Annotated in this window: 19 protein-coding genes and 3 tRNA genes; 7 read left to right on the top strand and 15 right to left on the bottom strand. The window is 71.8% G+C overall.

The genetic code is table 11. The annotated features are described in order from the left end of the window. Positions 1-46: 46 nt before the first annotated feature. On the bottom strand, positions 47-3,406 hold the full coding sequence (gene lysX, locus AC1DZC_RS15340; RefSeq protein ID WP_477043875.1) for a bifunctional lysylphosphatidylglycerol synthetase/lysine--tRNA ligase LysX: 3,360 nt from the start codon (positions 3,404-3,406) through the stop codon (positions 47-49). Between the two features lie 234 nt (positions 3,407-3,640). On the opposite strand from lysX, the gene AC1DZC_RS15335 reads away from it, so the two are divergent. Further along, a complete protein-coding gene (locus AC1DZC_RS15335; RefSeq protein ID WP_477040675.1) occupies positions 3,641-4,096 on the top strand; it encodes a DUF6325 family protein in 456 nt (151 codons plus the stop codon). A 2-nt stretch (positions 4,097-4,098) separates the two neighbouring features. Beyond that, entirely contained in the window at positions 4,099-4,272 is a 174-nt protein-coding gene (locus AC1DZC_RS15330) for a hypothetical protein (RefSeq protein ID WP_196804642.1), read from the top strand. 278 nt (positions 4,273-4,550) lie between these two features. On the opposite strand, the gene AC1DZC_RS15325 is transcribed toward AC1DZC_RS15330, so the two are convergent. Beyond that, positions 4,551-4,623: transfer RNA gene (locus AC1DZC_RS15325), tRNA-Arg, on the bottom strand. Positions 4,624-4,702: 79 nt separating this feature from the next. On the opposite strand from AC1DZC_RS15325, the gene AC1DZC_RS15320 reads away from it, so the two are divergent. Next, positions 4,703-5,932, top strand: a complete 1,230-nt coding sequence (locus tag AC1DZC_RS15320) for a low temperature requirement protein A (RefSeq protein WP_477043874.1) — start codon at positions 4,703-4,705, stop codon at positions 5,930-5,932. Positions 5,933-5,982: 50 nt separating this feature from the next. Here AC1DZC_RS15320 and AC1DZC_RS15315 read toward each other — a convergent pair. Next, positions 5,983-6,074, bottom strand: a tRNA-Ser gene (locus tag AC1DZC_RS15315). Positions 6,075-6,412: 338 nt separating this feature from the next. Between AC1DZC_RS15315 and AC1DZC_RS15310 the strand changes: the two genes are divergently transcribed. Then, positions 6,413-7,954, top strand: a complete 1,542-nt coding sequence (locus AC1DZC_RS15310; protein WP_477043873.1) for an MFS transporter — start codon at positions 6,413-6,415, stop codon at positions 7,952-7,954. Between the two features lie 71 nt (positions 7,955-8,025). Here the strand turns inward: AC1DZC_RS15310 and AC1DZC_RS15305 are convergent, their stop codons facing one another. From AC1DZC_RS15305 to AC1DZC_RS15290, 4 genes are read right to left on the bottom strand one after another with little or no spacing between them, the layout of a single operon-like run. Continuing rightward, positions 8,026-8,262, bottom strand: a complete 237-nt coding sequence (locus AC1DZC_RS15305; protein WP_477040678.1) for a hypothetical protein — start codon at positions 8,260-8,262, stop codon at positions 8,026-8,028. A 42-nt stretch (positions 8,263-8,304) separates the two neighbouring features. After that, positions 8,305-8,889, bottom strand: coding sequence for a YdeI/OmpD-associated family protein (locus AC1DZC_RS15300; RefSeq protein ID WP_477043872.1), 585 nt, complete (start codon positions 8,887-8,889; stop codon positions 8,305-8,307). Next, positions 8,886-9,890, bottom strand: coding sequence for a hypothetical protein (locus AC1DZC_RS15295; protein WP_477043871.1), 1,005 nt, complete (start codon positions 9,888-9,890; stop codon positions 8,886-8,888). The genes AC1DZC_RS15300 and AC1DZC_RS15295 overlap by 4 nt, the downstream gene beginning before the upstream one ends. Beyond that, positions 9,890-11,356 (bottom strand): RNB domain-containing ribonuclease, encoded by a 1,467-nt coding sequence (locus AC1DZC_RS15290; RefSeq protein WP_477043870.1) that lies wholly within the window; start codon positions 11,354-11,356, stop codon positions 9,890-9,892. Before AC1DZC_RS15290 ends, AC1DZC_RS15295 begins: the two co-directional genes overlap by 1 nt. 118 nt (positions 11,357-11,474) lie before the next feature. Between AC1DZC_RS15290 and ppk2 the strand changes: the two genes are divergently transcribed. Further along, entirely contained in the window at positions 11,475-12,404 is a 930-nt protein-coding gene (ppk2, locus tag AC1DZC_RS15285; RefSeq protein WP_477040682.1) for a polyphosphate kinase 2, read from the top strand. A gap of 41 nt (positions 12,405-12,445) precedes the next feature. Beyond that, positions 12,446-13,345 carry a ketopantoate reductase family protein gene (locus tag AC1DZC_RS15280; protein WP_477043869.1) on the top strand — a complete coding sequence of 300 codons (900 nt, stop codon included), beginning with the start codon at positions 12,446-12,448 and terminating at the stop codon, positions 13,343-13,345. Between the two features lie 17 nt (positions 13,346-13,362). On the opposite strand, the gene AC1DZC_RS15275 is transcribed toward AC1DZC_RS15280, so the two are convergent. From AC1DZC_RS15275 to AC1DZC_RS15245, 7 genes are all read right to left on the bottom strand, one after another. Then, positions 13,363-13,454 (bottom strand) — tRNA-Ser (locus AC1DZC_RS15275). Positions 13,455-13,513: 59 nt separating this feature from the next. After that, positions 13,514-14,992: a DUF2252 domain-containing protein gene (locus AC1DZC_RS15270; RefSeq protein ID WP_477043868.1), complete on the bottom strand. Its 1,479-nt coding sequence runs from the start codon at positions 14,990-14,992 to the stop codon at positions 13,514-13,516. Positions 14,993-15,038: 46 nt separating this feature from the next. Further along, the gene (locus AC1DZC_RS15265; RefSeq protein ID WP_477043867.1) at positions 15,039-15,824 is read right to left on the bottom strand and encodes a type II toxin-antitoxin system VapC family toxin; all 786 of its coding nucleotides are present in this window, start codon (positions 15,822-15,824) and stop codon (positions 15,039-15,041) included. 104 nt (positions 15,825-15,928) lie between these two features. Further along, a complete protein-coding gene (locus tag AC1DZC_RS15260) occupies positions 15,929-16,540 on the bottom strand; it encodes a GTP-binding protein (RefSeq protein ID WP_028046055.1) in 612 nt (203 codons plus the stop codon). Beyond that, positions 16,521-16,898, bottom strand: coding sequence for a DUF742 domain-containing protein (locus AC1DZC_RS15255; protein WP_477040686.1), 378 nt, complete (start codon positions 16,896-16,898; stop codon positions 16,521-16,523). The genes AC1DZC_RS15260 and AC1DZC_RS15255 overlap by 20 nt, the downstream gene beginning before the upstream one ends. Positions 16,899-16,916: 18 nt before the next feature. Beyond that, positions 16,917-17,366 carry a roadblock/LC7 domain-containing protein gene (locus AC1DZC_RS15250; protein WP_028051268.1) on the bottom strand — a complete coding sequence of 150 codons (450 nt, stop codon included), beginning with the start codon at positions 17,364-17,366 and terminating at the stop codon, positions 16,917-16,919. Positions 17,367-17,463: 97 nt separating this feature from the next. After that, the gene (locus AC1DZC_RS15245) at positions 17,464-22,350 is read right to left on the bottom strand and encodes a HAMP domain-containing sensor histidine kinase (protein ID WP_477043866.1); all 4,887 of its coding nucleotides are present in this window, start codon (positions 22,348-22,350) and stop codon (positions 17,464-17,466) included. A gap of 319 nt (positions 22,351-22,669) precedes the next feature. Here AC1DZC_RS15245 and AC1DZC_RS15240 point away from each other — a divergent pair, with 319 nt between their 5' ends. Then, positions 22,670-23,650, top strand: coding sequence for an NAD(P)H-quinone oxidoreductase (locus AC1DZC_RS15240; RefSeq protein WP_477043865.1), 981 nt, complete (start codon positions 22,670-22,672; stop codon positions 23,648-23,650). Positions 23,651-23,740: 90 nt separating this feature from the next. On the opposite strand, the gene AC1DZC_RS15235 is transcribed toward AC1DZC_RS15240, so the two are convergent. Next, the gene (locus AC1DZC_RS15235) at positions 23,741-24,970 is read right to left on the bottom strand and encodes an AGE family epimerase/isomerase (protein ID WP_477043864.1); all 1,230 of its coding nucleotides are present in this window, start codon (positions 24,968-24,970) and stop codon (positions 23,741-23,743) included. Positions 24,971-25,043: the final 73 nt, after the last annotated feature.

The following is a 25,043-nucleotide window of genomic DNA, read 5'->3' as shown; positions in this document are numbered from 1 at the left end:
GGACGACGTTCCGGTCAGGCGTCGACCGGGCGGGTGAACGCGCAGGTCAGGAGCTCGGGCGAACCAGGGGAAACAGGATCGTGTCGCGGATGCTCAGACCCGTCAGGTTCATCACGAGCCGGTCGATGCCCATGCCCATGCCGCCCGTCGGGGGCATGCCGTACTCGAGCGCCGTGAGGAAGTCCTCGTCCACCTGCATGGCCTCGGCGTCGCCCGCGGCGGCGAGCAGCGACTGCTCGACGAGCCGGCGGCGCTGGTCCATGGGGTCCACGAGCTCGGAGTAGGCGGTGCCCTGCTCGGCGGCGAAGATCACCAGGTCCCACTTCTCGGCCAGCCGCGGGTCCACGCGGTGCTGGCGGGTCAGCGGCGAGTTCTCCTTCGGGAAGTCCGTGTAGAACACGGGCGTCGTCGTGGTGCTCTCGCAGAGCTCGCCGTAGATCTCCTCGAGCACCACGGCCCACGACGCGTCCTGGTCGAGCTCGAGCCCGATCGCCTCGGCGTGCCGCTGCAGCACGTGCACGGGCGTGTCCGCGGTGATCTCGTCGCCCAGCTTCTCGGAGACCGCCTCGCAGATCGTCTTCACGGGCCACTGGCCCGAGAGGTCGAACTCCTGGACCTTGCCCTCGGCGTCCGTGCGACGGGCGACGGGCGACCCGTACACCGCGGTCGCGGCCTCCTGGATGAGCTCCTGCGTCAGCACGCGCATGGTGTTGTAGTCGCCGTACGTCTCGTAGAGCTCGAGCGACGTGAACTCCGGGTTGTGCTTGAAGTCGGCGCCCTCGTTGCGGAACTGGCGGCCGATCTCGAACACCTTCTCCATGCCGCCGACGAGCAGCCGCTTGAGGTGGAGCTCGGTGGCGATGCGCAGGTAGAGGTCCATGTCGTACGCGTTGATGTGCGTCTCGAACGGTCGCGCGTTGGCGCCGCCGTGGATCACCTGCAGGATCGGCGTCTCCACCTCGGTGAACCCACGGGCGTGCAGGGAGTCGCGCACGCTGCGCACCACCGTGGCGCGGGTGTAGGCGATGTCGCGGGCGGCGGGCCGGACGATGAGGTCGACGTACCGCGCCCGGATGCGGGCCTCGGGGTCCGTCAGGCCGTGGTGCTTGTCGGGCAGCGGGCGCAGCGACTTGCTGGTCATGGCCAGGCTCGAGGCGCGTACGGAGAGCTCGCCACGGCGGGTGGTGATGACCTCGCCCGTGACACCGATGTGGTCGCCCAGGTCGACGTCGTGCCGCCACAGCTCCAGGTCCTCGGCGCTCACCTCGTGCGCGTCGACCATCACCTGCAGGTCGCCGCTGCCGTCGCGCAGCGTGCCGAAGCCCAGCCGTCCGCCGTCGCGCTTGCGGATCACGCGCGCGGTGACGCTCACGACGGCACCCGTCGCGGTGTCCGGCGGGAGGTCGGGATGCTGCGCGACGACCTCCGCGAGCGTGTGCGTGCGGGGGTAGGTGACCGGGTACGGGTCGATGCCGCGGGCGCGCAGCCGCTCGGCCTTGTCGCGCCGGACCCGCTGCTGCTCGGGCAGGTGGTCGGCCGCGAGCGCGGCCTCGACGGGGTCCGGCGCCTCAGGGATCTGCGCCTCCACCTGCGCGGCGTACTCGGCCGCGGCCCGCTCGAGCTCGCCCGCTCCGGCGGCCTTGCCACGCCGATTCAGCAGCCCGAGGCTGGGGCGCGTGAGGAAGCCCTCCGCGCTGCCCGCGGCGGTACCGATCCGCGGCAGGTCCGAGGTGTACTCGAAGCAGATGAACCGCGGCTGCCACTCGGGCTGGTACTTGGCGTTCGACCGGTAGAGCGACTCGAGCTGCCAGTTCCGGCTGGCCAGCACGAGCGACGACCGCCAGAGGCGCGCGATCGGACCGGCCCCCACCTCCGCGCCCCGCTCGAACGCCTCCCGGAACATGGCAAAGTTCAGCGAGAGCCGGCCGGCGCCGAACGCCGTGCCCCGCTCGGCGAGCGAGGAAACCATGAGCTCGACCAGGCCGTTGTCGGCGGTGGGGTCGCGGCGCATCAGGTCCAGCGACACCCCGTTGCGACCCCACGGGACGAAGCTGAGGAACCCGCGCAGCCGCCCTTCCTCGTCGTGCGCCTCGACCAGCACGCAGTCGCCGTCGAGCTCGTCGCCGAGCCGTCCCAGCGCCATCGAGAAGCCGCGCTCGTCGCCGCCGTCCCCGCGCCACCGCGCGGCCGCAGAGTCGAGCGCCGCGAAGCGTTCCGCGTCGAGCGCGGAGTGGCGTTCCACGTGGGTCGTGTAGCCCCGTCGCTGCAGGCGGGCCACCGACTGACGCACCGCCTTCATGCCCGGTCCGGCCAGGGAGAACGTCCGCAGGTCGAGGATCGCCTCGTCGCCGATCTCCCACGCCTTGAGTCCCGCACCGGTGTACGCGACGGCGCCGTTGGTGCCCGCGCCCATCACCGCGAGCGACCAGCCGTTGGTCCGCGCCTGCCGCCGCCACGCCTCGATGGCGTCGGGCCAGCGCAGCGGGTCCCCGACCGGGTTGCCGCTGGCCAGGCTGACCGACCCGACGACGCGGTAGGAGATGCCCGCCCGCGCCGTGCTCGCCGAACCCGAGTCCCAGACGACGGACTTGTCGCGACGGGTCGCGAAGTAGCCCAGCGAGTCCTCGCCGCCGAAGTCGCGCAGCAGCGTGCGGACGCGGGCCTCGTCCGCTGCGTCGAGCGTGTGGGTGTACCGCGGGGTACGGAACAGCAGGTAGGCGGATCCGAGGACGACGGCCGCGCCGACCAGGTCGATCACGCCCCGGACCCACAGCGGCGCCGTCGCAGAGCTCGCCTGGTCCACCAGGCCCAGGTCGCCCAGCATGTTGTCCCAGACGAAGTAGACCGCCGAGCCCGCGCCGTCGCTCGTCCCGAACCGGGTGACCAACCAGCTCCCGGCGAGCAGGATCACCACCCCGCCGACGAGGAAGAACCCGAGCGCGGCCCAGAACGAGCCTCGGCGCGTTCGGGCGCTGAACTGGCGTCGGCACCGCCACAGCTGGACCAGCACGGCCGTCATGACGACCAGGCCGACCGCGTTCCACCACGAGCCGCCGTCGGCGAGCTCGTAGATCCGGCCGAGCTGCGGAAGGACGACCCACCAGATGACCAGCAGCCACCACGCCGAGCGCAGGCGCCGGTTCAGGGCTACCCCGATGCTCGCCAGGAGCGCCGCGTAGACGAAGTTCGGGATGATCGGGATGAAGACCAGAGAGACGATGTCGTCGTCGCGCATGAAGTACTGCCGCAGCGGCGGGACCACGGCCGAGACCAGCACCAGCGCGAGCGCGACGAACATCGCGGCCGCGATCCGGTCCGGCCACCGGTCGTCGATCGGGTGGACCTCGGCGCTCGTCTTCCTGACCTGCGTCTCGGGGCTCGTCGGCACGACCTCGGTACTGACCACGTGCGGTTCCGATCCCTCGAGCGGGGTCTCGGGCTCGTGCCGCGGACCCGTGGGGCGGACCGTCTGACCAGCCCTTCTGCCCTCGTCGGACCCTAGCCTCAGGGGCGCGGACCGGTCCACAGAACGGGTGGCGAAGACCCTGGTCCGCGACGCCCCGTCGTGCGAAGGTGAGCGTGCACGATACGCACCGTCTGCCCTGGTCAGGGCAATGCCATCCACTCGGAGGAACGCACGATGACAGAGACATCGCTCGACGAGCTAGGCCCCGTGGACTACGTCGTGGTCGAGTTCCCGGCGGGAGCGCAGAACTTCACCGGGGAGATGGTCGAGGAGCTGCTCGCCCTCGTCGAGGCCGGCACCATCCGCGTGATCGACGTCCTGATCCTGACCAAGAACGAGGACGGCTCCGTCGACGCGGCCGAGCTGTCCGACATCCCCGAGCTGGGCGAGCTGGAGGCGATCGAGGCCGAGCTGGCCGAGCTGCTCGCCGCGGACGACGTCGAGAACCTGGCCGCCGCCATGGACCCGGGCAGCGTCGCTGGGGTCCTGATCTACGAGAACCTGTGGGCGGCGCCGTTCGCGTCCGCCGCGCGCCGCGCCGGTGGTCAGCTGATCGCCGACGGACGCATCCCGATCCAGGCGATCATCGCCTCGATCGCCGCCGACGAAACCCTCATCGAAGGAGCCTGACCATGCCGCTTCGCCCCGCACGCATCGGACGGGTCGGCGTGATCGGCCACCCGGTCGCCAAGACCGCCGCCGTCGCCGCCGTCGTCTCGTCCCCCGGCCCCGCGCCGATCGCCAAGACCGCGGTGGTCGCCGCCGCCGTCACGCCCGGCCGCGGCATCGGCCGTCGCCGCATCTGACACCCGGACCAAGCACGAAGGCCCGCCGCTCTCGCGGCGGGCCTTCGCTTGGTCAGAGCACGGTTCACCTAGCTGTGACCACTGTGCGAGCCGCTCCCTGACCGCGTCCGGCGAGATTCACACCTCGCCACGGCCGCCCCCTGCCGACTTGGACAGATGTTCAGATCGCAGGCTGGGGAGGATGTTAAGGGTTCCACCTGTGAATTGACGAACCTGCTGGTGACGTCGCCGGAGACGACGAACGAGGCCCGCCGCAGATGCGACGGGCCTCGATGGTGTGCGCCCGAAGGGACTCGAACCCCCAACCTTCTGATCCGTAGTCAGATGCTCTATCCATTGAGCTACGGGCGCGTGGCCCCGCAGGACCGGAGATGACGATACAGGCCGGGAGGCCGTCCGCCCAAACCAAGGGTCTGGCAGGATCGCGCGCATGACGACGGGGACCGTGCGGATCGGGACTGGCGGCGGCCGGTGGGGCATGCGTGCCGACGTGCTGCGGCACGGGTCCGGGCACGACGGCAGCCGGGTCGGCTACGTCGAGCTGTTCTTCGACCTGGTGTTCGTCTTCGCGGTCACGCAGATGTCGCACATGCTCATCCACCACACCGACGGGCGGACGCTCGTCGAGACGCTGGTGCTCGGCTGGGCGGTGTGGTGGCTGTGGATCGACACCACGTGGGTGACCAACTGGCTGGACCCCGACAAGATCCCGGTGCGCACCATGCTGCTGGTGCTCATGCTCCTCGGGCTGCTCATGTCGTCGGCGATCCCCGAGGCCTTCGGCGACAAGGCACTGCTGTTCGCGATCCCGTTCGTGCTCATCCAGCTCGGGCGCACCGGCTTCACCATCTGGGCGATGGGCCGGCACTGGCCGGAGAACGCCGTCAACTTCCAGCGGATCCTGGTGTGGCTCGCGGTGTCGGGCGGGTTCTGGATCGCCGGCGCCCTCGTGGAGGGGAACGAGCGGCTCGTCCTGTGGGTCGTCGCGGCCCTGATCGACGTCGTCGGGCCGCGCGCCCTGTTCTGGGTGCCGTTCATGGGTCCGACGGATCCCAGCACGTGGGCCGTGAACGGCACGCACATGGCCGAGCGGGTCTCGCTGTTCCTGATCATCAGCCTGGGCGAGTCGATCATCGTCACCGGCAGCGCGTTCTCGGAGACCGAGGTCTCGGTCACGACGGTGCTCGCGTTCCTCGCGGCGTTCGTCAGCACCGTCCTGATGTGGCTGCTCTTCTTCGCGCGGTCCGAGCGGCGAGCCACCGAGTTCTTCGCCGCGCAGGAGAACCCCGGGATGACCGCGCAGACCGCGTACACCTACGTGCCCTACCTGCTGATCATCGGCATCGTGCTCACCGCCGTCGCCGACGAGCTCGTCCTGGCGCACCCGCTCGGGCACGAGGGGTCGACGGACGCCTGGACAGCGGGGCTGATCTGCGGCGCCACCGCCGTGTACCTGCTGGGCAACGCGCTGTTCCGACGGACGACGGGTGGCCGGTGGTCCGTCACGCACCTGGTCGGTGTCGTCGTGGTGCTCGCGGCGTTCGGGCTGCAGTCGTTCGTGACGCCCCTGACCCTGAACTGGGTGTCGAACCTGGTGCTCGCAGCGGTGATCGTCACAGACGTGGTGCTCGCACGACGCGCCGCTCTGCGCGCCACCTGAACGACGAAGGCCCGATCCTGGTCGGACCGGGCCTGTATCGAACTGCATTCTGGCGGAGACGGTGGGATTTGAACCCACGGAAGGCTTGCGCCTTCACGACCTTAGCAGGGTCGCGCACTAGACCGGGCTATGCGACGTCTCCAGGACCAGCACAGGCTACCCGTGCGAGCGCCGGTCCTCCAAAGCGGGCGCTGACCTGCCCCTTCACTAGGTGTTTCAGCCCAGCCGACACGGAATGTTCGGGCATCCGACGGTGTTCGGGCCCTACGAGCGACCGCGCGGAGCGGGTGTGCGAAGCCCCTGAGAGGAGCCTGAGAGAATTCGCTCCGAGCGAAGACAAATTCCTTGACCGGCGCAGGTATCGGCTGATGCACTGACGTTGCGCCCGGGTGAGGAATATCGGGTCTGCTCCTCCGGACCGCCGTAGCGGTCCACTCCTCCGGCGACGCCGCCACCCCTTCTCTCCCCCCGGAGTTTGCTGTGTCCGAACCTGCCCTGACGACCGCCGAAGCGGTCGATTCTCCCCAAGACGAAGCGGCCCTCGCGGCCGCCGCCCACGACCGTCGCCGCTGGGTGATCCTCGGTGTCGTCGCCATCGCGCAGCTCATGATCGTGCTCGACTCCGCGATCATGAACATCGCGCTGCCGTCCGCCGCGACCGAGCTCGAGATCCCCGCGCAGGACATCTCCTGGGCCATCACGGCCTACACGCTCGCCTTCGGCGGTCTGCTGCTGCTGGGTGGTCGGATCGCCGACTACATCGGCCGCAGGCGTGCCCTGATCATCGGCCTCGTCGGCTTCGCCGTCGCGTCCGGCCTCGGCGGCGCGGCCCAGTCCGAGTCCCTGCTGTTCGCTGCTCGTGCGCTGCAGGGTGCCTTCGGCGCGCTGCTCGCTCCCGCGTCGCTCGCCATCATCACCGTGACCTTCACCGAGGGTCGCGACCGGGCCCGGGCGTTCGGCGTGTTCGGCGCCATCTCCGGCGGTGGCGCGGCCATCGGCCTCATCCTCGGCGGCGTCCTGACCGAGTGGCTCGGCTGGCGCTGGTGCCTCTACGTGAACCTGCCGATCGCGCTGATCACGGTCATCCTCGCGCTCCGGTACGTGGTGGAGTCGAAGGCTCCGGGCGACCGGCACCTGGACATCCCCGGCGCCGTGCTCTCGAGCCTGGGCCTGGCCCTGCTCGTGTACGGCTTCACCGAGGCCTCCAAGCAGCAGGCCGACGGCAGCGGCACGGTGGGCTGGGGCGACCCGACCGTCGTGACGCTCCTGGCGATCTCCGTCGCGCTGCTGGTCGCGTTCGTGATCGTCGAGACCCGGGTCAAGAACCCGCTGCTCCCCATGCGCATCGTGCTCGACCGCAACCGCGGTGGCTCCTACATCGTCTTCCTGATGATCGGCGCCGGGCTGTTCTCGATGTTCCTGTTCATGACGCTCTACCTGCAGAACATCCTCGGCTACACGCCGCTCAAGGCCGGGTTCGCGTTCCTGCCCTTCAGCATCGGCATCATCATCGGCGCCGGAATCGTGTCGCAGATCCTGCCCCGCGTCGGGCCGCGGCCGCTGATGCTGGTCGGCATCTCGCTGGCGATCGCCGGCATGCTGCTGCTCCTGCGGACCACGCCCGACTCGTCGTACGTGTCCACCGTGCTCCCGGCCATCACGGTCATGAGCCTCGGCATGGCGGCCGTGTTCATCCCCGCGTCGAGCACCGCGCTCGTCGGCGTGGGCAAGCACGACGCCGGCGTCGCGAGCGCCCTGCTCAACACGTCCCAGCAGGTGGGTGGCTCCCTGGGCCTCGCCCTGCTGAGCACGTTCGCGATCAGCGCGACCGCCTCGAAGCTCACGGACCTAGCCGGCGGGTCCGAGCCGACGCAGGCCATGCTCGCGACCGCCCAGGTGGCCGGCTACCACGTCGCCTACCTCGGCGGCGCGGTGCTGATGTTCGTCGGCCTGGCCGCGGCGGCCACCCTGATCTCCGCGAAGAAGGACGACCTGCCGACGGAGGGTGCGGTCGCGGTCTGACCGACTCCCCCAGGGCACGACAGAGCCGCACGGTCCCTCGTCGGACCGTGCGGCTCTGTCGTGCGTCGGGGTCAGTCGTCCTTGTCGTCGCCGATGAACAGGAACTTCACCGCAAGGGTGGCGAAGAAGATCAGGCCGAAGACGAGGCCGACGAAGAAGAGGTAGTCCAGGCCGGGATGGTTCTCCCCGTCGAACGTGGCGACGCCCCGGACGACCACCACCACCAGGAAGATGACGAGGATCGCGATGGAGATGTAGCCCAGGCCCTTGGTGTTCTGGACGGGCTTCTCAGGTTTGGTCGAGTTCACCTCGGAAGTGGACCACAAAAGGTGCGTCCCGACCAGGGTTTCCTAGCGACGAACCTGCTGGTGGGCGGCGATTCCCTGCTCCGCCAGGTCCGCGGTCTCCTCGATCCGTGCCGTGCGCGTGACGTCCCGCCTGGCGTCCACGATCCAGCGCAGGATGCCGCGGCGGACCGCCTCGCTGAACGTCTCCCAGTGCTCGCGCGCTCGCGGGCGCTGGTCGAACGCGTCGAGGAGGTCCTGCGGCAGGACGAGGTTGTCGGCGTCGTCGAACCGGCTGTAGGACCCGTCCGCCTGGGCGGCGTCGATCACCGCGCGGCCGACCGGCGTCATGCGGCCGTCCGCCTCGACCCGCGCCACGCGCTGCTTGGACAGGACGCTCCACCCGCTGCCGGGACGTCGGCGGGTCAGCCAGAGCGCGGTGCGGTCGGCGTCGAGCGTCTGCGCCTGGCCGTCGATCCAGCCGAAGCAGAGGGCCTCCTCGATCGCCTCCTCGTAGGTCACCTGGGGCTTCCCGCTCGCCGCGCGCCACGTGACGAGCCAGATTCCCGACGACGTCGCGTGGTTCTCGGCCAGCCACTCGCGCCACTGCTGCGGCGACTCGACGAGGACCTGCTCGGCGTCGTCCTTCACAGCTCGTCCCTCCTGGTCGCCGCCGCGTCCCTGGCGCGCTCGGCCCGCTGCAGCTCGCGCTCGGTCGTCGTCGCCTCCTTCTCGTCGTGCCGGAGGTTCGCCTGGGCCTGGCCGACGTCCTTGTCCGCGATCGTCGCGGCCTTGCCCGCGGCCGCCAGCTTGCGACGAACCTCCGCCAGCGCCTTGACCAGGTCGTCCTCCTCGTCGTGGGCGTCCTGCGCGGCGCGTTCCGCGCGGTCGAGCAGGGCGGCGCTCTCGTCGCGGACCTGCCGGGCGGCGTCGTGCTTGCGCTGGGCCTCGGCGAGCGCCTGGTCCGCCGCGTCGAGAGCCTTGTCGGCCTCGTCGATCGCGCGCTGGCGGCGCTCCTCCGCGCGGGCACGCCGAGCCTCCTCCGGGTCGACCGCCGGCTTGACGAGGGTCAGCTTGGGTCGCTTCGGGGGCTCCTCGTCCTCCTTCGGCGCCGATGGCTTCGGCCTCGGGGTCGGCGTCGTCCGCGCGCCCGTCGTCGTCGTGGCGGTCGTGTCCGCGCTGCCGAAGCCGGACCACTCGCGCGAGGCCGTGAGCCGCCCCGAGGTGACCTCGCGCGCGACCGCAGGGTCGGCGAGCGCCGCGGTGAGCGTCGCGTCGAGCTCCTGCGTGACCGAGTCGCCGATGCGCTGGCCCGCGGGCTGTGCGAGCTTGCGGGCACGCGCGGTCAGGGAGCGGACGAGCGCCCGTCGCTGGGTGCTGAGCTCGCGCAGCGCGGGTCCGTCGAGGGACCGCTCGGCATCGCGCAGGCCCTCGCCGAGGGCGACTACCTGGTCCGCGAAGCCGGGGTCGTCGCGGACGAGCAGGTTCATCAGCCACGCGGAGACGGTCGGCTTGCGCAGCTCGGTGATCTGCTTTGCCAGCTCCCGGTCCCCGTCGGCCCGCGCGGCCTTGGCGGCGGCGTCGCGGTGCTCGATGAAGACGCTGGGCGGCCCGCCGTACAGCTCGTCGGCGATGTCGTCGAGCTCGGACATCACGACGCCCCGGGCTCGGGCCGGGCCAGCTCGAACCGAACGGTGCGCGTGGCCGTGTCCGCCTCCGTGAGCCGGACCTGCACGTCCGTCCCGAGCGGCAGGTCCGCACCCTCGATGCGGCCGCGCACCGCGGGGTCGCGCAGCTGCACGACCCCGGCGTCGCGGTCGGCGCGCACGTCGACGATCGCTCCGTCGAAGACCTCGCCGACCCGCCCGGTCAGCAGCGCCGCCTCGACGAGGTCGATGCAGCCGCGCTCGTACTCGCCCGCGTGCTTGTCGCCGCTCGCCATGAGCCCGGGCAGCTCCGGCAGGGCGTCGCGGGCCCATCCCGGCACCGGCGTGCCAGCGCTCAGCGCGACGCAGACCTCGCCGACGAACCGGTCGACGAGACGCCGCAGCGGTGCCGTCGTGTGGGCGTAGGGCGCGGCGATCGCCGCGTGCATCGTGTACGGCGGTACCTCCCCGTCGAACGCGACGTAGGCGGCTCCGCGCAGCAGGCTCGTCGCGTCGGTCAGCAGGGCGGCGTGCGCCGGGTCGGACGCGTCGAGGTTGCGGATGACGTCGCCCGGGGTCGCGCCCGCGGGCCAGTCGATCTTCAGCGCGTGCGCGGAGCGCTTCAGGCGCTCGACGTCGCGGGGGTCCGCCTCCGGGAGCGTGCGCAGGATGCCGATGCGCCCGTCGAGCATGAGCCGGGCCGCGCTCATCCCGGTGAGCAGCGAGATCTGCGCGTTCCACTCCTCCACCGGCAGGGTCGCGCGACTGCCCAGCGTCCAGGTGCCGTCGGGCTGCTGCTCGACCACCTGCTCGGGCGTGGGCAGCGTGATGCCGCCGCGCCGCTCCTCCGCCGCCCGCCGCAGCGTCCCGACGACCTTCAGGAGCTTCAGCGTCTCGTCCGCCGTGCCGTCGTCGATCGACTGCTGCGCACCGTTGTACGTCAGCTGGGCACGACTCTGTACACGCTTGCGCTCGACCGTCGTCCGGATGGGCTCTCCCCGCTCGTCGAGCTCGATCGTCCACAGCAGCGCGGGCGTCGTCTGGCCCGGGAGTAGGCTCGCGCGGCCCTCGCTGAGCTCCGGCGGGTGCAGCGGGGTCCGGCCGTCGGGGGCGTACAACGTCTCCACGCGGACCCGGGCCTCGTCGTCGATGGCTCCGCCGGGCACCACCCAGGCCGCGACGTCCGCGATGGCGTAGTGCACCCGGAAGCCGTCGGCGGTGCGCTCGATGTGCACCGCCTGGTCGAGGTCCATCGAGCCCTCGGGGTCGATGGTGACGAACGGGAGGTCGCTGATCTCGCCGGAGGTGTCGGCGGTCGTCGCCTCGGCCTCGGCGACCACGGCCGGCGGGAACGCCGCGGGTATGTCGAGCTCGTGGCGCAGCGCCGCGAGACCGTCCCGGACGAGCACGTCCACCGCGGGGGCGTCGGGACGTTGCTGACCGGCCTGCAGCTGGACGTGGCGTCGGGGCACATCGAGAGCCTAGGCCGCGACCGCGGTCCGCGCGGGGGCACGCCCGTGCCGGCCAGCACGCACGGCCCTGGAGATGCGGCATACAGTCGCAGGCGGGAAGGCACCTCAGGAGGTTGCGATGGACTCGACGCTCGATATGCACGGCTACCAGCCGGATGCCGAGGACAGCCTGCGCGAGTACATCGACCGGCTCGTCGCCGAGGGCTACACCGTCTTCGGAGGCCAGGGCGCCGACCCGGTGCTCATCGACCCGGGCGGCAAGGCCGTCGAGACCTGGCGCGAGGACTACCCGTACGAGACGTTGATGGATCGCGAGGAGTACGAGGAGGCCAAGTACCGCCTGCAGATCGAGCTGCTCAAGCTGCAGTACTGGGCGGAGGACAACGGCGAGCGGCACGTCGTCGTGTTCGAGGGCCGCGACGCGGCCGGCAAGGGCGGAACGATCAAGCGGTTCATGGAGCACCTGAACCCCCGCGCGGCCCGCGTCGTGGCGCTGACGAAGCCCACGACCACCGAGCAGGGCCAGTGGTACTTCCAGCGCTACATCGAGCACTTCCCGACCTCGGGCGAGATCGTGCTGTTCGACCGGTCCTGGTACAACCGCGGGGGCGTCGAGCGCGTCATGGGCTTCTGCTCGGACGACGAGTACGCGGCGTTCATGCGCCAGACCCCGGAGTTCGAGCGACTGATCGTCGACGAGGGCATCCACCTGACCAAGTTCTGGTTCTCGGTGACCCGCCGCGAGCAGCGCACCCGCTTCGCGATCCGCCAGATCGACCCCGTCCGGCGCTGGAAGCTGTCGCCGATGGACCTCGAGTCCCTCGGCCGGTGGGACCTGTACTCCGCGGCGAAGGAGGCGATGTTCGTCGGGACGGACACCGACCACGCGCCGTGGATCACGGTCCGCAGCAACGACAAGAAGCGCGCCCGGCTCAACGCCATGCGCTACTTCCTCGGCCAGTTCTCCTACGAGGGCAAGGACGAGACGGTCGTCGGCAAGGTCGACCCGCTCATCGTGCAGCGGGCGCGCGACGCTGTCGGCGACTGAGCGGCGCGGCGGGGAGCGGTCACCGTGGCAGAGTCGTCGCCATGCCCACCACCTCGCCGCGCGCGACGATCGCGATCCTGGGACCGGGAGGGGTCGGCGGTCTCGTCGGCGCCCTGGCAGCGCGGGCCGGTCATCGGGTCGTCTTCGTCGCCAGGGACTCGACCGTCCAGGTGCTCCGCTCGGACGGGATCAGCGTCCGGAGCGGTCTCTTCGGTGACTTCTCGGTCGAGGTCGAGGCCGACACGCGACTGCGTGAGCCGGTCGACCTCTGCGTCGTCGCGATCAAGCACACGTCGCTGACGGACGCACTCGACCGGGTGCCCGCCGACCTGGTCACCGACGGGCTCGTCGTCCCGCTCCTCAACGGCGTCGAGCACGTCGAGCTCCTGCGGGACCGGTTCGCGCCGGAGTCCGTCGCCGCCGGGGTCATCCGCGTCGAGTCCACGCGGACGGGACCCGGCCGGATCGTGCACGGCAGCCCGTTCGCCGACGTCGGCATCGCGAGCCGCACCGCACCGCGCGACCGGCTCGAGTCGGCCGCCGCGCTGCTCCAGGGGGCGGGGCTGAGCACGCGGGTCCTCGACGACGAGCGGGAGATGCTCTGGGGAAAGCTCGCCGTCCTCGCGCCGTTCGCCCTCCTGACCACCCGGTACGGCGCGACCATCGGCGAGATCCGCACCACACGTCACGACGAGCTCGACGAGCTGGTCACCGAGGTCGCGGCGGTGAGCCGGGCGAGCGGCGGTCCGGACACGCCCCCGGAGACGGCCCTGCGGTTCTACGACGCTTTCGAGCGCGACGCGAAGTCGTCGATGCAGCGCGACGCCGAGGCGGGACGGCCGCTCGAGCTGGACGCCATCGGCGGCGCCGTCCTGCGGGCAGGACGGCTGCACGGTGTGCCGACACCCGCGACCGAGCGGCTGGTCGCCGAGCTCACCTGACGCCGGCGGCTCCGGGGCGGAGGGCGTGGGATTCGAACCCACGAGAACGGGGTTGTCCCGCTCCAACGGTTTTCAAGACCGTCTCTTTCGGCCGCTCAGACAGCCCTCCCGCGCGAGCCGACCCGACGGGGCCGTCCGCAGCGCGCACGAGTCTCCCACAAGCGCGCGTCAGACTCCGTGGATGGCCTCGACCCGGCCGGTGGCGATGGCCTCGAGCAGCACGGCGTGGTCCTGCTCGGTGCGGTCCGCGTACTCCTCGGCAAAGGTCGCGAACGCCTCGTCGGCGGTCTTCGAGGTGCCCAGGTAGGCCGCGATCGCGATGCGGTCGCCCGAGCGGGCGTGCGCGCGGGCCAGGGTCCACGCGCAGAGCTCGGAGTAGCGGGCCATCCCGGTCGGCAGCATCGTCTCGATCACCACCGAGCCCTTCCAGTCGCGCAGCTGGCGCAGGTAGAAGTCGCGCTGCACGCCGTCGATCCCCTGCGTGCGCTGCCAGCCGAGCATGGTGTCGCTCGCCGCCTGCATCAGCCGCTGGCCCTCGACCACCCGCTGCCCGGACTGGGTGTACTCGCTCGCGCCCAGGAACTGCTCGAGCACGGACGGCTGCGCCTCCTTGGCCTGCAGGATCAGCAGGTCGTTCTCGTCGATCCCCTGCAGGAGCAGGATCCAGGCGCGTGTGCCGACGCTGCCCACGCCGACCACCTTGCGGGCCATGTCGATGACCCGGTACTGCTCGAGCAGGTGGCGCCGATCCGGCTGCAGGGTCGCGCGGTAGGAGCGGACCAGCTTGGCCAGGCGCTCGGCGAAGTCCTTGGCCCCCTCGGCACCGAGCAGCTCCTCGAGGGTGGTGACCAGGGGCGGGTCGGAGATCAGCCGACGCTGCCCGTCGACGACCTCGGTCAGCTTGTTGACCGACTGGAGGTGGTCGCGGGTGCGCGCCTTCGCGATCATCGACTGCGTCCGCTTGGCCTGGGTCTTGCCGAGCTGCGAGAGGTACTCGCCCATGAAGTCGTCCACGTCGATCCGGGCGTACCAGACCTCGAGCTCGGTCTTCGTCGCGAACTCGCGCATGGTCTCGCGGTACTTGCGTGCGGCGCCGACGACCATCGCGCGGCGCTCCTTGCGCGGGATGCCGTTCGCCCGCGCGGCCACCTCGATGGACGCCACCAGGCGCTTGACGTCCCACTCGAACGGGCCGGGCAGCGTCTCGTCGAAGTCGTTCAGGTCGAAGAGCAGGCGCCGCTCGGGCGTGCCGTACAGACCGAAGTTCGACATGTGCGCGTCACCGCACAGCTGGACCTCCAGGCCGGTGTTCGGGGTCGACGCCAGGTCCGATGCCATGATCAGCGCGGCACCGCGGTAGAACGCGAACGCGGAGGTCGCCATCCGGCCGTACCGCAGCGGGACGAGCTCGGGGACCCGGCTGGTGCCCTGGCCGATCAGCAGGTCGACCGGATCGGGTCGCTTGTCACCGCCGGTTGCCAGGGCAAGCGAGGTGCGCGGCGTCAGGACGCGTGCAGCGGCGCCGCGCGCCCTGCGCTCGTCGCGCGTGAGGTGGTCGACGTGGTCAGTCGCCCGGCGGCGGGAGGGGCGCAGCGGAGGGGCGGGGCGCACGGCGCCGGCGTCGAGCGGCTGCGGGGTTGCGGTCATAGGGGCAACCTAGGCGCGAACCTGCACGTCACGGAAGGGCCGCGCCTCAGTCGCCGGTCTCCCACCAGAACGGCGCCAGCCCTGGCGAGACGACGAGATAGCCGTGCAGGGCCGCGACCCGCGCCAGCTGAGTCTCGTAGGTGGCCACCGCGACGATCTCCGGGTGCGCGAGAGCGGCCCCGATGTGCAGCGCCGTGAACGGCGGCAGCACACCCGACACCTTCGTCGCCGCCCGCAGCGTCTGGTCGGAGAACCGGACCACCGTCACGCGCTCCTCGACCTCCCGCGCGACCCCGCGGGCCTCCACGCCGCCCGGGAGGGCGAACCGGCGTAGCTCCGTCAGGCCCAGCGGCGTCGTGACCAGCTCGTCCTCGTGGTCGTGAGCCCACGCGAGCCAGTCGTCGTGGCTCGACGAGCCCACCACGTACTGCGCGAGCGCGGAACCGTCCGCGTACACGCGGCGGGCGGGCAGGGCTGGGGTGGACGGAGGATTGGGTCCGACCACGGCACGCAGGCTGGGCTCGTCGTCGGGCGCCGGCCGCGGGTCCCCGACGAGGGACGGCGGCGGGCTCGGCTCGTCGTCCAGCGGCGGGCGCGGGGTGGCGAGGGGACCCGGTGCCGGCTCCTCGACGGGTGCCGGTCCGTCGCCGTCCTCGTCGCGTGGAGCGTCAGCCTCGGGCGTGGCTTCGTCGCCCGCGTCCTGCGCGTCCTCGTCGACGGGAGCGGGCGGCGTGGGATCGGGCGGGTCCGACGCAGCGCGCGGCTGCGGGAGCAGGGTGCCCTCGTCGTCGTCACCGCCGGAGCGCGGTGAGGGGACGGGATCGGGGGGCATCGTCACATGATTCCCTACGTGCTCGCCGGGTACCGCTGCCCGGGCACGACTGCGGCCGACCCCCCTGCAGGGGTCGGCCGCGGTCGTGGTGGAACCTCAGCGGTTCACCGGCTGCGCAGACGCTCCATCGCGAGCTGCACGAGCGAGATCAGCGCCTGCTTGGTGGCGGCACGCGACCGTGCGTCGGTGTAGAGCACCGGCACGTGCGCCGGGATCGCCAGGGCGTCACGGACGTCGTCCAGCTGGTGCTTGGCGACGCCGTCGAAGCAGTTCACGCCGACGACGAACGGGATGCCGCGGCTCTCGAAGTAGTCGACGGCCGGGAAGCACTGGTCGAGCCGGTCGGTGTCGACCAGGACGACGGCGCCGATGGCACCGCGGACCAGGTCGTCCCACATGAACAGGAACCGGTCCTGGCCAGGGGTACCGAACAGGTAGAGCCAGAGCGACCCCGGCAGGGCGATGCGACCGAAGTCCATCGCCACCGTCGTGGTGGTCTTGCGGTCCGACACACCGCCGGCGTCGTCGACGCCGACCGAGTGCTCGGTCATCGCGGCCTCGGTGTTGAGGGGCTCGATGTCCGAGATGGAACCGATGAAGGTCGTCTTGCCGACGGCGAAGCCGCCCGCGACGACGATCTTGACGACTGTGGGTGCGACGCTTCCTGCCGTGCCCGCCGGAGCGGCCACAGCGGCGTCAGAGGGCGGAAATGCCATTGAGAACACTCTCCAGCACGCTGAGGGACAGGGCAGGCGATTCACCGGTGTTGACCTCGACCGGCTGAGAGGTGTGCACACGCACGACTTGCTGCTCGGCGAGGTCGGACACGAGGATCCGGATCACGCCCAGGGGCAGGTGGAGCAGGGCCGACAGCTCGGCGACCGAGATGTAGTTCGACGCTGCGTGTTGCAGGATCGCCCGCTTCTCGGGCGGCAGACCCTGGCTGGCGACTGCGCCAGGCATCGCCTCGACCAGTGCCTCGAGAGGCAGGTCGGAGCGCGCCGAGCGCACGCGGCCACCGGTCACGGCATAGGGCCGGACCGTTCTGGCCTCGTACTCGATGTGCTCACTCATCGTCGGGGATCCGTCGGCTCAGGCCACGGGAGCGCGCGTGGCGCCGTCGACGGGGAGCTGTCCACGCATCTCGGAGATGAGCTGCGGGGTGAGCGTGGCTTCGGTACGGGACACGAGCATCGCCATCTCGTAGCCGATGAGTCCCACGTCGCAGGACGACTCGGCGACAACGGCGAGGACGGAGCCGTTCGAGACGCTCATGAGGAAGAGGAACAAGTTGTCCATCTCGATGATCGCCTGACGCACCTCCCCCGCACGAAGCTGGCGCGCTGCGCCACGGGTAAGGCTCGACATTCCCGAGACGATGGCCGCGAGCTGGTCGCCGCTGGTGCGGTCGAGCTGCTCGGACATCGCCATGAGAAGACCGTCCGCAGACACCACGAGTGTGTGGCGAGTGCCGGGCACGGTCCGGACGAAGTTGTCCAGGAGCCAGCCGAAGTTGGCTGCCTCGGTGCTGAGCGCGGTCACACTTCCTCCTTGCTGGTGCAGTCGATGACTGCGGGGTCAGACGTCACCAGGGCTGGGACGACGGTTGAGGGGGATGTTGAGAGAAAAACGTCTGTCATCAGCTCTCGCCGTTCTGGCTGGAGGGATCCTCCGAGGCCTGGCGGCCCCGGCTCGTCCCGGACTGGAAGCTCGACAGGCGCGAGCGGAGCTGGTCCGCGTCTCGCTGCACGGGCTTCCCTTCGTCCTCGGCGATCGTCGACGCCGGGACAGCTTGGGCGACACGCTTGGTCAGTCGCTCGGCGGAGCCACCCGACGCGGACGGCCGGTAGGCCGACAGCTGGGAGAGCTCGGAGAGCGCCTGCTCCTGGATGTCCGAGCGCAGCGCGAGCATCGCGGCCACCTCGTCGTCCAGCGTGCCGACCCGCGGGGCGACCGACGGCGGCAGCGCAGGCTGCGGGACCGTCGAGTGCGGTGCGGGGTTCGGGCGGGAGTTCCAGTCCGGCGGCGACCAGGAGCCGGCCGACGGGTGCTCGGGGACGACCGGGGCGACGGGCGCGACCGGCGCAGGCGCCGCCTCTGCCTCGGGGAAGGCGGTCTGGACGGGGGCGGGAGCCGACCACTGGTTGGTCGACGCCATCCACGTCTGCGGCTCGGGCTGCGCGGCCGGGGCCGGAGCCTCCGCCGTCCAGGCCGACGTGCGGACCGGGGCGACCTGGCTGACCGGGACCTCGAAGGCGGCCGGGGCCGGCGCGACCGGAGCGACGGGTGCTGCTGCTGCCGGCTGGTCGGCCTTCTTGCGGCCGAACAGACCCCAGCGACGACGACCCTTCGAGTCCTCGGTGGCGGGCTGGACCAGCTCGCCGAAGGCGGTCTGCGGTGCCGGGGCGGCCACGGCGGCGAGCGCCTCGGGGGCCCAGGCGGGAGCCTCGGCGACCGGGGCGGCCTCGGCGACGGGCACCGGCTGCTGCTGGTCGAACGACGGTGCGTACGGCTGCTCGTAGGTCGGCGCGAAGGAGGACGGCTCGAAGGCCTGCTCGTCGGCCGTGACGGCCGCCTCGGCCTCGATCGGCGTGAAGAGCTGCGTCGGCTGCTCGACCTCCGGGTGCACCTCCTCGAACGTCGGCCACGCCGGGGCGTCGGCCTCGGGTGCGGCCCAGGCGGGCGTCCCCTCGGCGACGGGTGCCTCGGCGACCTCGGCCTCGGCCGGGGTCCAGACGGGCTCCTCGACATCGGCGACGACGTCGAACACGACGGGCTCCGGCAGGACGAACGCCTCGGCGTCGACCGGCGCTGCGGCCTCTTCCCAGGAGGGCGTCGGCCAGGCGGCGTCCACGGCGGGAGTCTCGGGCTCGACCTCCGCGACGGGCTCGACCTCGGCGACAGGCTCGACCTCGGCGACCGGCTCCGGCACGACGGGCATCGACCCGGTGTGCCAGGCCCGCGCCTCGTCGAGCGTCCGCTCGAACGGCACGTACGCGGCGGGCGTCTCGGCTGCCGGGGCAGCCCAGCCGGCGTAGCCGCTGTAGCTCGTGAAGGACTGGACGGGGGCGACCGGGGCGGCCTCCGCGACGGTCTCGACCTCGGCGACCGGGACGGCCTCGGGCTCGGGCTCGACGACAGACTCGACGGGCTCTGCGCTGACCGGCTCGAAGGCGGCCGGCTCGAAGGCCGCCGGCTCGAACGCGGCAGGTTCGAACGCAGCCGGCTCGAAGGCGGCCGGCTCGGCGACGGCCTCGGCCGGGGCCGAGAGCTCGGACGCGACGATCGGCGACCAGGCCGGCGACTCGGCGACGGCGAGGTTCCAGGCGTCGGTGTCGACGACGGGCGCCTCCCAGGCCGGGGTCTCCTCGGACAGTGCCTCGGCGGCCGGCCGGACCTCGAGCGCCGGAGCGGACTCGGTGGTGACCTCGGTGGAGGCCGGGAGATCCCACGCGGGGGTCGGCTCCCAGACCGCGGTGTCCTCGACGGCGGCCTCGGTCTCGACGACCGACTCGGCGACGGGGGCTGCCCAGGCGGGCGTGGGCTCCCAGACGGCCTCGTCGGCAACGGGTGCCTCATCGGCGACCGGTGCGTCCTCGGCGACGGGCGCCTCCCACACGGGAGCGATCTCGTCGTCCGCTGCGGGGGCGTCCCAGGCGGGAGCGTCCTCGGCGACGGGGGTCTCCCACGACGGGGTCTCCTCGGCGACGGGGGCGTCCCACGACGGGGCGTCCTCGGCGACCGGGGTGTCCTCGGCGACCGGCGCCTCCTCGACGACCGGGGCCTCCCACGCGACGGCGTCCTCGACGGCGGGCGGTGCCCAGGCGGCAGCGTCCTCGGCGACCGGGGCCTCCCACGTCGGGGCGTCGACGGCCTCGGCGGCGGGGCTCTCCCACGCGGGGGTGGGCTCCCAGACGGGGGCGTCCTCCGCGCTCGGCGGGGCCCACGAGGGGTCGGGCTCGAAGACGGCGACGTCCTCGCCCTGCGTCAGGTGCTCGGCGATCACGATCTCGGCGGCAGCCTCCATCGAGGCGGCCTCACGGTGCTCGGCCTCCTGCGCCTCCCACGAGTCGTCCTCGTCGTCGGCGAGCGAGGGGATGACCATGGGCTCGACGGGAGCTGCGTGCGCACCGGCGGACATCCACGGGGCGCGGACGTTCGAGGTCGACTCGGCCTCGCCCTCGCCTGCGGCGATCTGCTCGGCGGTGCGACCACGGAAGCCGGAGAACAGGCCGGCACGTGCGGCGGGCGCCGGGGCGGCCGCGCTGCTCGTCGTGGTCGGCTCCTCGGGCGTGGCCCAGGCGGGGGTCGAGGCGCGGCTGCGGCTCGGCAGGCCACCGCCCGCGGGGGCGGCGGTCGGCGGGGTCCAGTCGGAGCCCAGCGCGGCCGCGGAGATCTCGGGCGCGATGTGGCCGTCGGGTGCCTCGGGCAGGACGAGGTTGTCCTCGTCGAACGTCTTCTTGGAGCGCGACGGCAGCGTGGCAGCCGGCTGGATCTCGGTGACCGGGATCGGGCCCTCGTCGACCGACGCGTCGTCGTCGCGGCTGCGGCGCTTCGGCAGGCCGAGCGGCGTCTGGCCGTCGGTGAGCGCCGCGAGGTCGACCTCTTCGACGAGCGGGGCCTCGATCTGGGGCAGGCCCGGGTCGACGCGGGGGGCGGCGAGCGCGGCCGGGGCCCCGTTGCCGTACAGCGCGGTCTCGGTCGCGACGAACAGCGTCGCGGGGAAGCGCACGATCGTCTCGGTGCCGGTGCCGTGCGAGGCCTTGAGCAGCTTGACGTCAGCACCGAGGCGCTGGGCGATGCGGCCGACGACGAAGAGGCCGAGGCGCTGGTTGCCCAGGGAGTCGCTGGCGGACGTGGACTCGATCTTCGAGTTGGCGGCCTCGAGCTCGATCTCGCTCATGCCCAGACCGTGGTCGAGGATGCGGACGACGACGTACTGGCCCGAGACACCGGTGGTGACCGTGACGGGCGTCTCCGGCTCGGAGAAGATCGTCGCGTTCTCGAGGAGCTCGGCGAGCATGTGCGCCGCGCCCAGGGCGTTGAAGCCGTGCATGTGCGGGTCGACCTGCAGGTCGAGCTCGATGCGGTCGTACTGCTCGATCTCCGAGGAGGCCGTACGCACGACGTCGGACAGCGGCATGGCGTCGCGCAGACGACGGCCGGTGTCGATGCCGGCGAGCACGAGGAGGGACTCCGCGTTACGACGCATGCGGGTGGCGAGGTGGTCGAGGCGGAAGAGGTTGGCCAGCGTGCTGGGGTCCTCCTCGGCGCGCTCGAGGGAGTCGATGAACGACAGCTGCCGGTTCAGGAGGACCTGGTCGCGGCGGGCGACGTTGACGAACATCTCAGCGATGGAGCCACGCAGAGCGGCCTGCTCCTGGGCGACCTGCACGGTCGTCTGGTTGACCGAGTTGAACGCGCGGGCCAGCTGGCCCACCTCGTCGCGGGACGTGACGGGGATGGGCTCGAGCGTGATCTCGGGGCCCTCACCGGGGACGGCCACCTGCTCGACGAGACGCGGCAGCTGCTCCTGGACCTCACCGGCGGCCACCGTCAGGCGTCGCAGCGGGACGACGATGGCGCGAGCGACGACGAGGGCGAAGAACAGGGACACCAGAGCGGCGGCGATGGCCAGACCGATCGTGATGAGCGCCTGGCTGCGGGCGTCGGTGGCGGCCTGCTTGGCCACGACCTCGGCCTGGTTCAGGATCTCCTCGTTGAGGTTCGACAGGTTCGTCGTCTGGTCCTGGATCTCCTTGACCCAGATGTTCGGGTCGACCTGGCCGAACGTCGAGCCGTCACCGCTGGCGAGGATGGCCCGCATACGCGTGAAGTTGGAGGTCGGGTCCTTCGTCGGCAGCGCGAGGCCGGGCTGCGCGAGCGAGTCGACCTCGTTGCGGGCACGGGTACGGGCCAGCTCGGTGGCCGCGGCCTGGTTGCCGTACCCACGGACCATCGCCTGGTTGGCACCGCCGCTGGCGAGCACCGACACACCGTCGATGAGCTCGGTGACCAGGTTGTCCGAGACGTCGCCGACCTCGCGGTACGAGGTGATGTACGCCGCGAGGCCACGGTCCTTGAGGCTGTTGGAGACCTGCTCCATGAGCGCGATCTGGCCCGTGATGATGTCCGAGTAGTCGCGCATGATGACGGCGCGCTGCGACTTGATGTCGACGAGCGTGCGGACGGCGGGCAGCAGCGTGTTGTGCGCGAGCTGGACGTCCTGGAACTCGGTGACGACCGCGTCGGGGAACTCGTCGAAGTCGAGCGCCGCGGTCAGCGGCTTCACGGCGGCGAGCGCGGAGTCCGTGGCCTTGCGGGCCTCGGCGATCTGCTCCGGGGAGCCACCGGTGAGCGACAGCGTGCGCTCCGTCTCGAGCGAGGAGGCCAGCGGCGCGTAGGCCTGCAGGGTGTCGACGACACCCACGGCGGCGTTCGCGTAGCGCAGCTCCTGGAGCGCGACGTACGAGATGTATGCACCCGTGCCGAAGATCACGAGCATGGGGACGGCAAGGACAGCCATCACTTTGGCGCGAATGCCGAGCCGTCGCAGCATGTCGTTCCTTTCCGTCTTCCGACAACGGGTGTTGCCACCAGGTCGATCCGGTCCAGCGTCTGTCGACCCACGAGGAGTCCCGTTCGCAGTCATCGGCTCTTGGGCGTCTGACCATTAGCCCGCGGCCAGAGTTTGCCACGGACGTCACCCGCTGGGATACGAGAAGTTGCTCCCGGCGTGCGGGTCACCTGTGCTAACGGGGGGTTGGTCCAGGGTCCGAGACGATCGGAACCTACCGTTCGGTACCTCGAAATGCGCGCATCTGGTCGAGAGTTACTGTGCGGTCGTGCGTGCGGTCGTGATCAGCGAACCCGGCGGCCCGGAGGTCCTGGCCGTCGCGGAGGTGCCCGAGCCCGAGCCCGGCCCCGACGATCTGACCGTCGAGGTCGCCGCCGCGGGGGTCAACCGCGCCGACCTCCTCCAACGTCTCGGGCAGTACCCACCGCCCGCCGGCGCTCCCGCGTGGCCCGGGCTGGAGGTCTCCGGCACGGTCGTCGCGGTCGGTCCCGGTGTGGCCGACGACGGCTGGCAGGTCGGCGACCAGGTGGCCGCCCTGCTGCCCGGCGGCGGGTACGCCGAGCGCGTCGTCGTCCCCGCCGGTCTGGTCCTGCGGGTTCCCGACGGGGTCTCGACGATCGACGCCGCCGCGCTCCCCGAGGGGGTCGCGACCGTCTGGTCCAACCTCCGGGCCGCCCGCCTCTCGCCCGGCGAGACGCTGCTGGTGCGCGGAGGCTCCGGCGGGATCGGTTCGCTGGCCGTCCAGATCGCGCACGCCCTCGGCACCACGGTCCTCGCGACCGCCGGCGGCCCGCAGCGCACGGCTCGCCTCGGAGCGCTCGGTGCGGCGTCGTCGTTCGACCACCGCCTGCCCGGCCTGCCCGACCGCGTCCTCGCCGCGACCGACACCCACGGGGTCGACGTCATCCTCGACGTGCTCGGCGCGGGAGGGCTCGCGGAGAACCTCGCGATGCTCGCCGACGACGGCCGCCTCGTCGTCATCGGGCTGCAGAAGGGTCGTCGCGGCGAGATCGACCTGTCGGCGCTGATGGCCAAGAGGGCCGCGGTCCTGGGCACGACGCTGCGGTCGCGGCCGCTGGATCAGAAGGTCGCGATCATGGACGGGGTCCGGCGGCACGTCTGGCCGTTCGTCGAGGACGGTTCCGTGCACCCCGTCGTGCACGCGCGCGTCCCGTTCGACGAGGCCCCCGAGGCCCACCGCCTCCTCGAGTCCGGCGAGGCCTTCGGCAAGGTCCTCCTGATCCCCTGACGCACGACGCGTCATCGCCCACGCCAGGAGAGACAGCGACGTCCGCACTCGTGTGGGCCATGGGCCCCGCGAGTGCGGACGTCGCGGAGGTCAGTCCAGGAGGCCGGCCGCGAGGGCCGGGACGATGACCGGGGTCAGCGGCAGGCGCGGGATGAGCGTGGCCTGGACCGCGTGGTAGAGGTCGGCCTTGCCGGCCCAGACCGTCCGGGACACCTCGTTCGTCGTGCCGAGCTCGTGCCACCACGACCCGCCGACGCGGTCGAGGTGGTGCGCACCGATGTACTCCCACCACTGCGTGTACGCGTCGTCGAACCGCTGCTCGCCGGTCGCCGCGTGCAGGGCGGCGGCGGCGCCGACGGCCTCGGCCGCGACCCAGTGCATGCGCTCGCGCACGACGGGCTCGCCGGACCAGTCGACCGTGTAGACGAACCCGGGGGCACCGTCGACGTCCCAGCCCTCGGCCACCGCGGCGTCGAACAGGGCGGTGGCGTCGGTCAGCATCCACGCCGGGGCCACGTCGCCGGCGGCGGTCACGGCCGCGCGGGCGTGGAGCGTCAGGCGCGACCACTCGAGCCAGTGCCCGATCGTCGCGCCGTAGGGACGGAACGGGTGCGCGGGCTCGTCGATGTTGTAGTCGAGGTCGGCGGTCCAGGCGGAGTCGAAGTGCTCCGGGATGCGCCACTGGTTCTCGGCCGCGTAGCGGTGCACCACGGTCGTGATGATGCGCAGCGCGCGGTCGAGCCAGATGCGGTCGCCCGTGACATCGGCCGCGGCGAGGTACGCCTCGACGGTGTGCATGTTGGCGTTGACGCCGCGGTAGCCGTCGAGGTCGGAGAACGTGCGGTCCCACTCCTCGACCGACATGCCGGCCTCGTCGTCCCAGAAGTGCTTCTCGGAGACGGCCAGCGCCTCGTCCAGGAGCTCGCGCGCACCCGGGCGGCCGGCCGCGGTCGCGGACGATGTCGCGAGGATGACGAACGCGTGCGGGTAGGCGGCCTTGGCGGTGTCGACCGGCGTGCCGTCGCGCGAGACCTCGGCGAACCAGCCGCCGAACTCGACGTCGTGAAAAGCACCGCGCAGCGCGTCCAGCCCGTGGTCGACCACCGCGGCGGAGCCGGGGCGGCCCAGCAGGTGCCCGATCGCGTAGACGTGCGTCATCCGGCACGCGATCCACAGCTCGAGCGGTCCGTCGACGGGCTCGCCCACCTCGTCCTGCCGGGCGAAGCCGCCGGGGACGACGCTGCGCCGTCCGAAGTCGAGGAGCCGGTCGGTCTCACCTTCGAGCCAACGGGCATGGGCGGGGGTTGTCAGCCAGGCCATGCGGCCCACCCTAACGAGATTGGACGAATTGTTCCGACGACGACCAACGGGCGGGCACGGGCCGCATCGGCAC

This window comes from Cellulomonas sp. P2_B4 (assembly GCF_056404795.1).
This window is presented reverse-complemented; position numbering and strand designations above follow the sequence as displayed.

Coding starts and splice junctions, on each gene's coding strand:
- AC1DZC_RS15335 (WP_477040675.1), top strand. CDS start 3,641: ATGACAGAGACATCGCTCGACGAGCTAGGCCCCGTGGACTACGTCGTG.
- AC1DZC_RS15330 (WP_196804642.1), top strand. CDS start 4,099: ATGCCGCTTCGCCCCGCACGCATCGGACGGGTCGGCGTGATCGGCCAC.
- AC1DZC_RS15320 (WP_477043874.1), top strand. CDS start 4,703: ATGACGACGGGGACCGTGCGGATCGGGACTGGCGGCGGCCGGTGGGGC.
- AC1DZC_RS15295 (WP_477043871.1), bottom strand. CDS start 9,890: ATGTCCGAGCTCGACGACATCGCCGACGAGCTGTACGGCGGGCCGCCC.
- ppk2 (WP_477040682.1), top strand. CDS start 11,475: ATGGACTCGACGCTCGATATGCACGGCTACCAGCCGGATGCCGAGGAC.
- AC1DZC_RS15280 (WP_477043869.1), top strand. CDS start 12,446: ATGCCCACCACCTCGCCGCGCGCGACGATCGCGATCCTGGGACCGGGA.
- AC1DZC_RS15270 (WP_477043868.1), bottom strand. CDS start 14,992: ATGACCGCAACCCCGCAGCCGCTCGACGCCGGCGCCGTGCGCCCCGCC.
- AC1DZC_RS15265 (WP_477043867.1), bottom strand. CDS start 15,824: ATGCCCCCCGATCCCGTCCCCTCACCGCGCTCCGGCGGTGACGACGAC.
- AC1DZC_RS15260 (WP_028046055.1), bottom strand. CDS start 16,540: ATGGCATTTCCGCCCTCTGACGCCGCTGTGGCCGCTCCGGCGGGCACG.
- AC1DZC_RS15255 (WP_477040686.1), bottom strand. CDS start 16,898: ATGAGTGAGCACATCGAGTACGAGGCCAGAACGGTCCGGCCCTATGCC.
- AC1DZC_RS15245 (WP_477043866.1), bottom strand. CDS start 22,350: ATGGCTGTCCTTGCCGTCCCCATGCTCGTGATCTTCGGCACGGGTGCA.
- AC1DZC_RS15235 (WP_477043864.1), bottom strand. CDS start 24,970: ATGGCCTGGCTGACAACCCCCGCCCATGCCCGTTGGCTCGAAGGTGAG.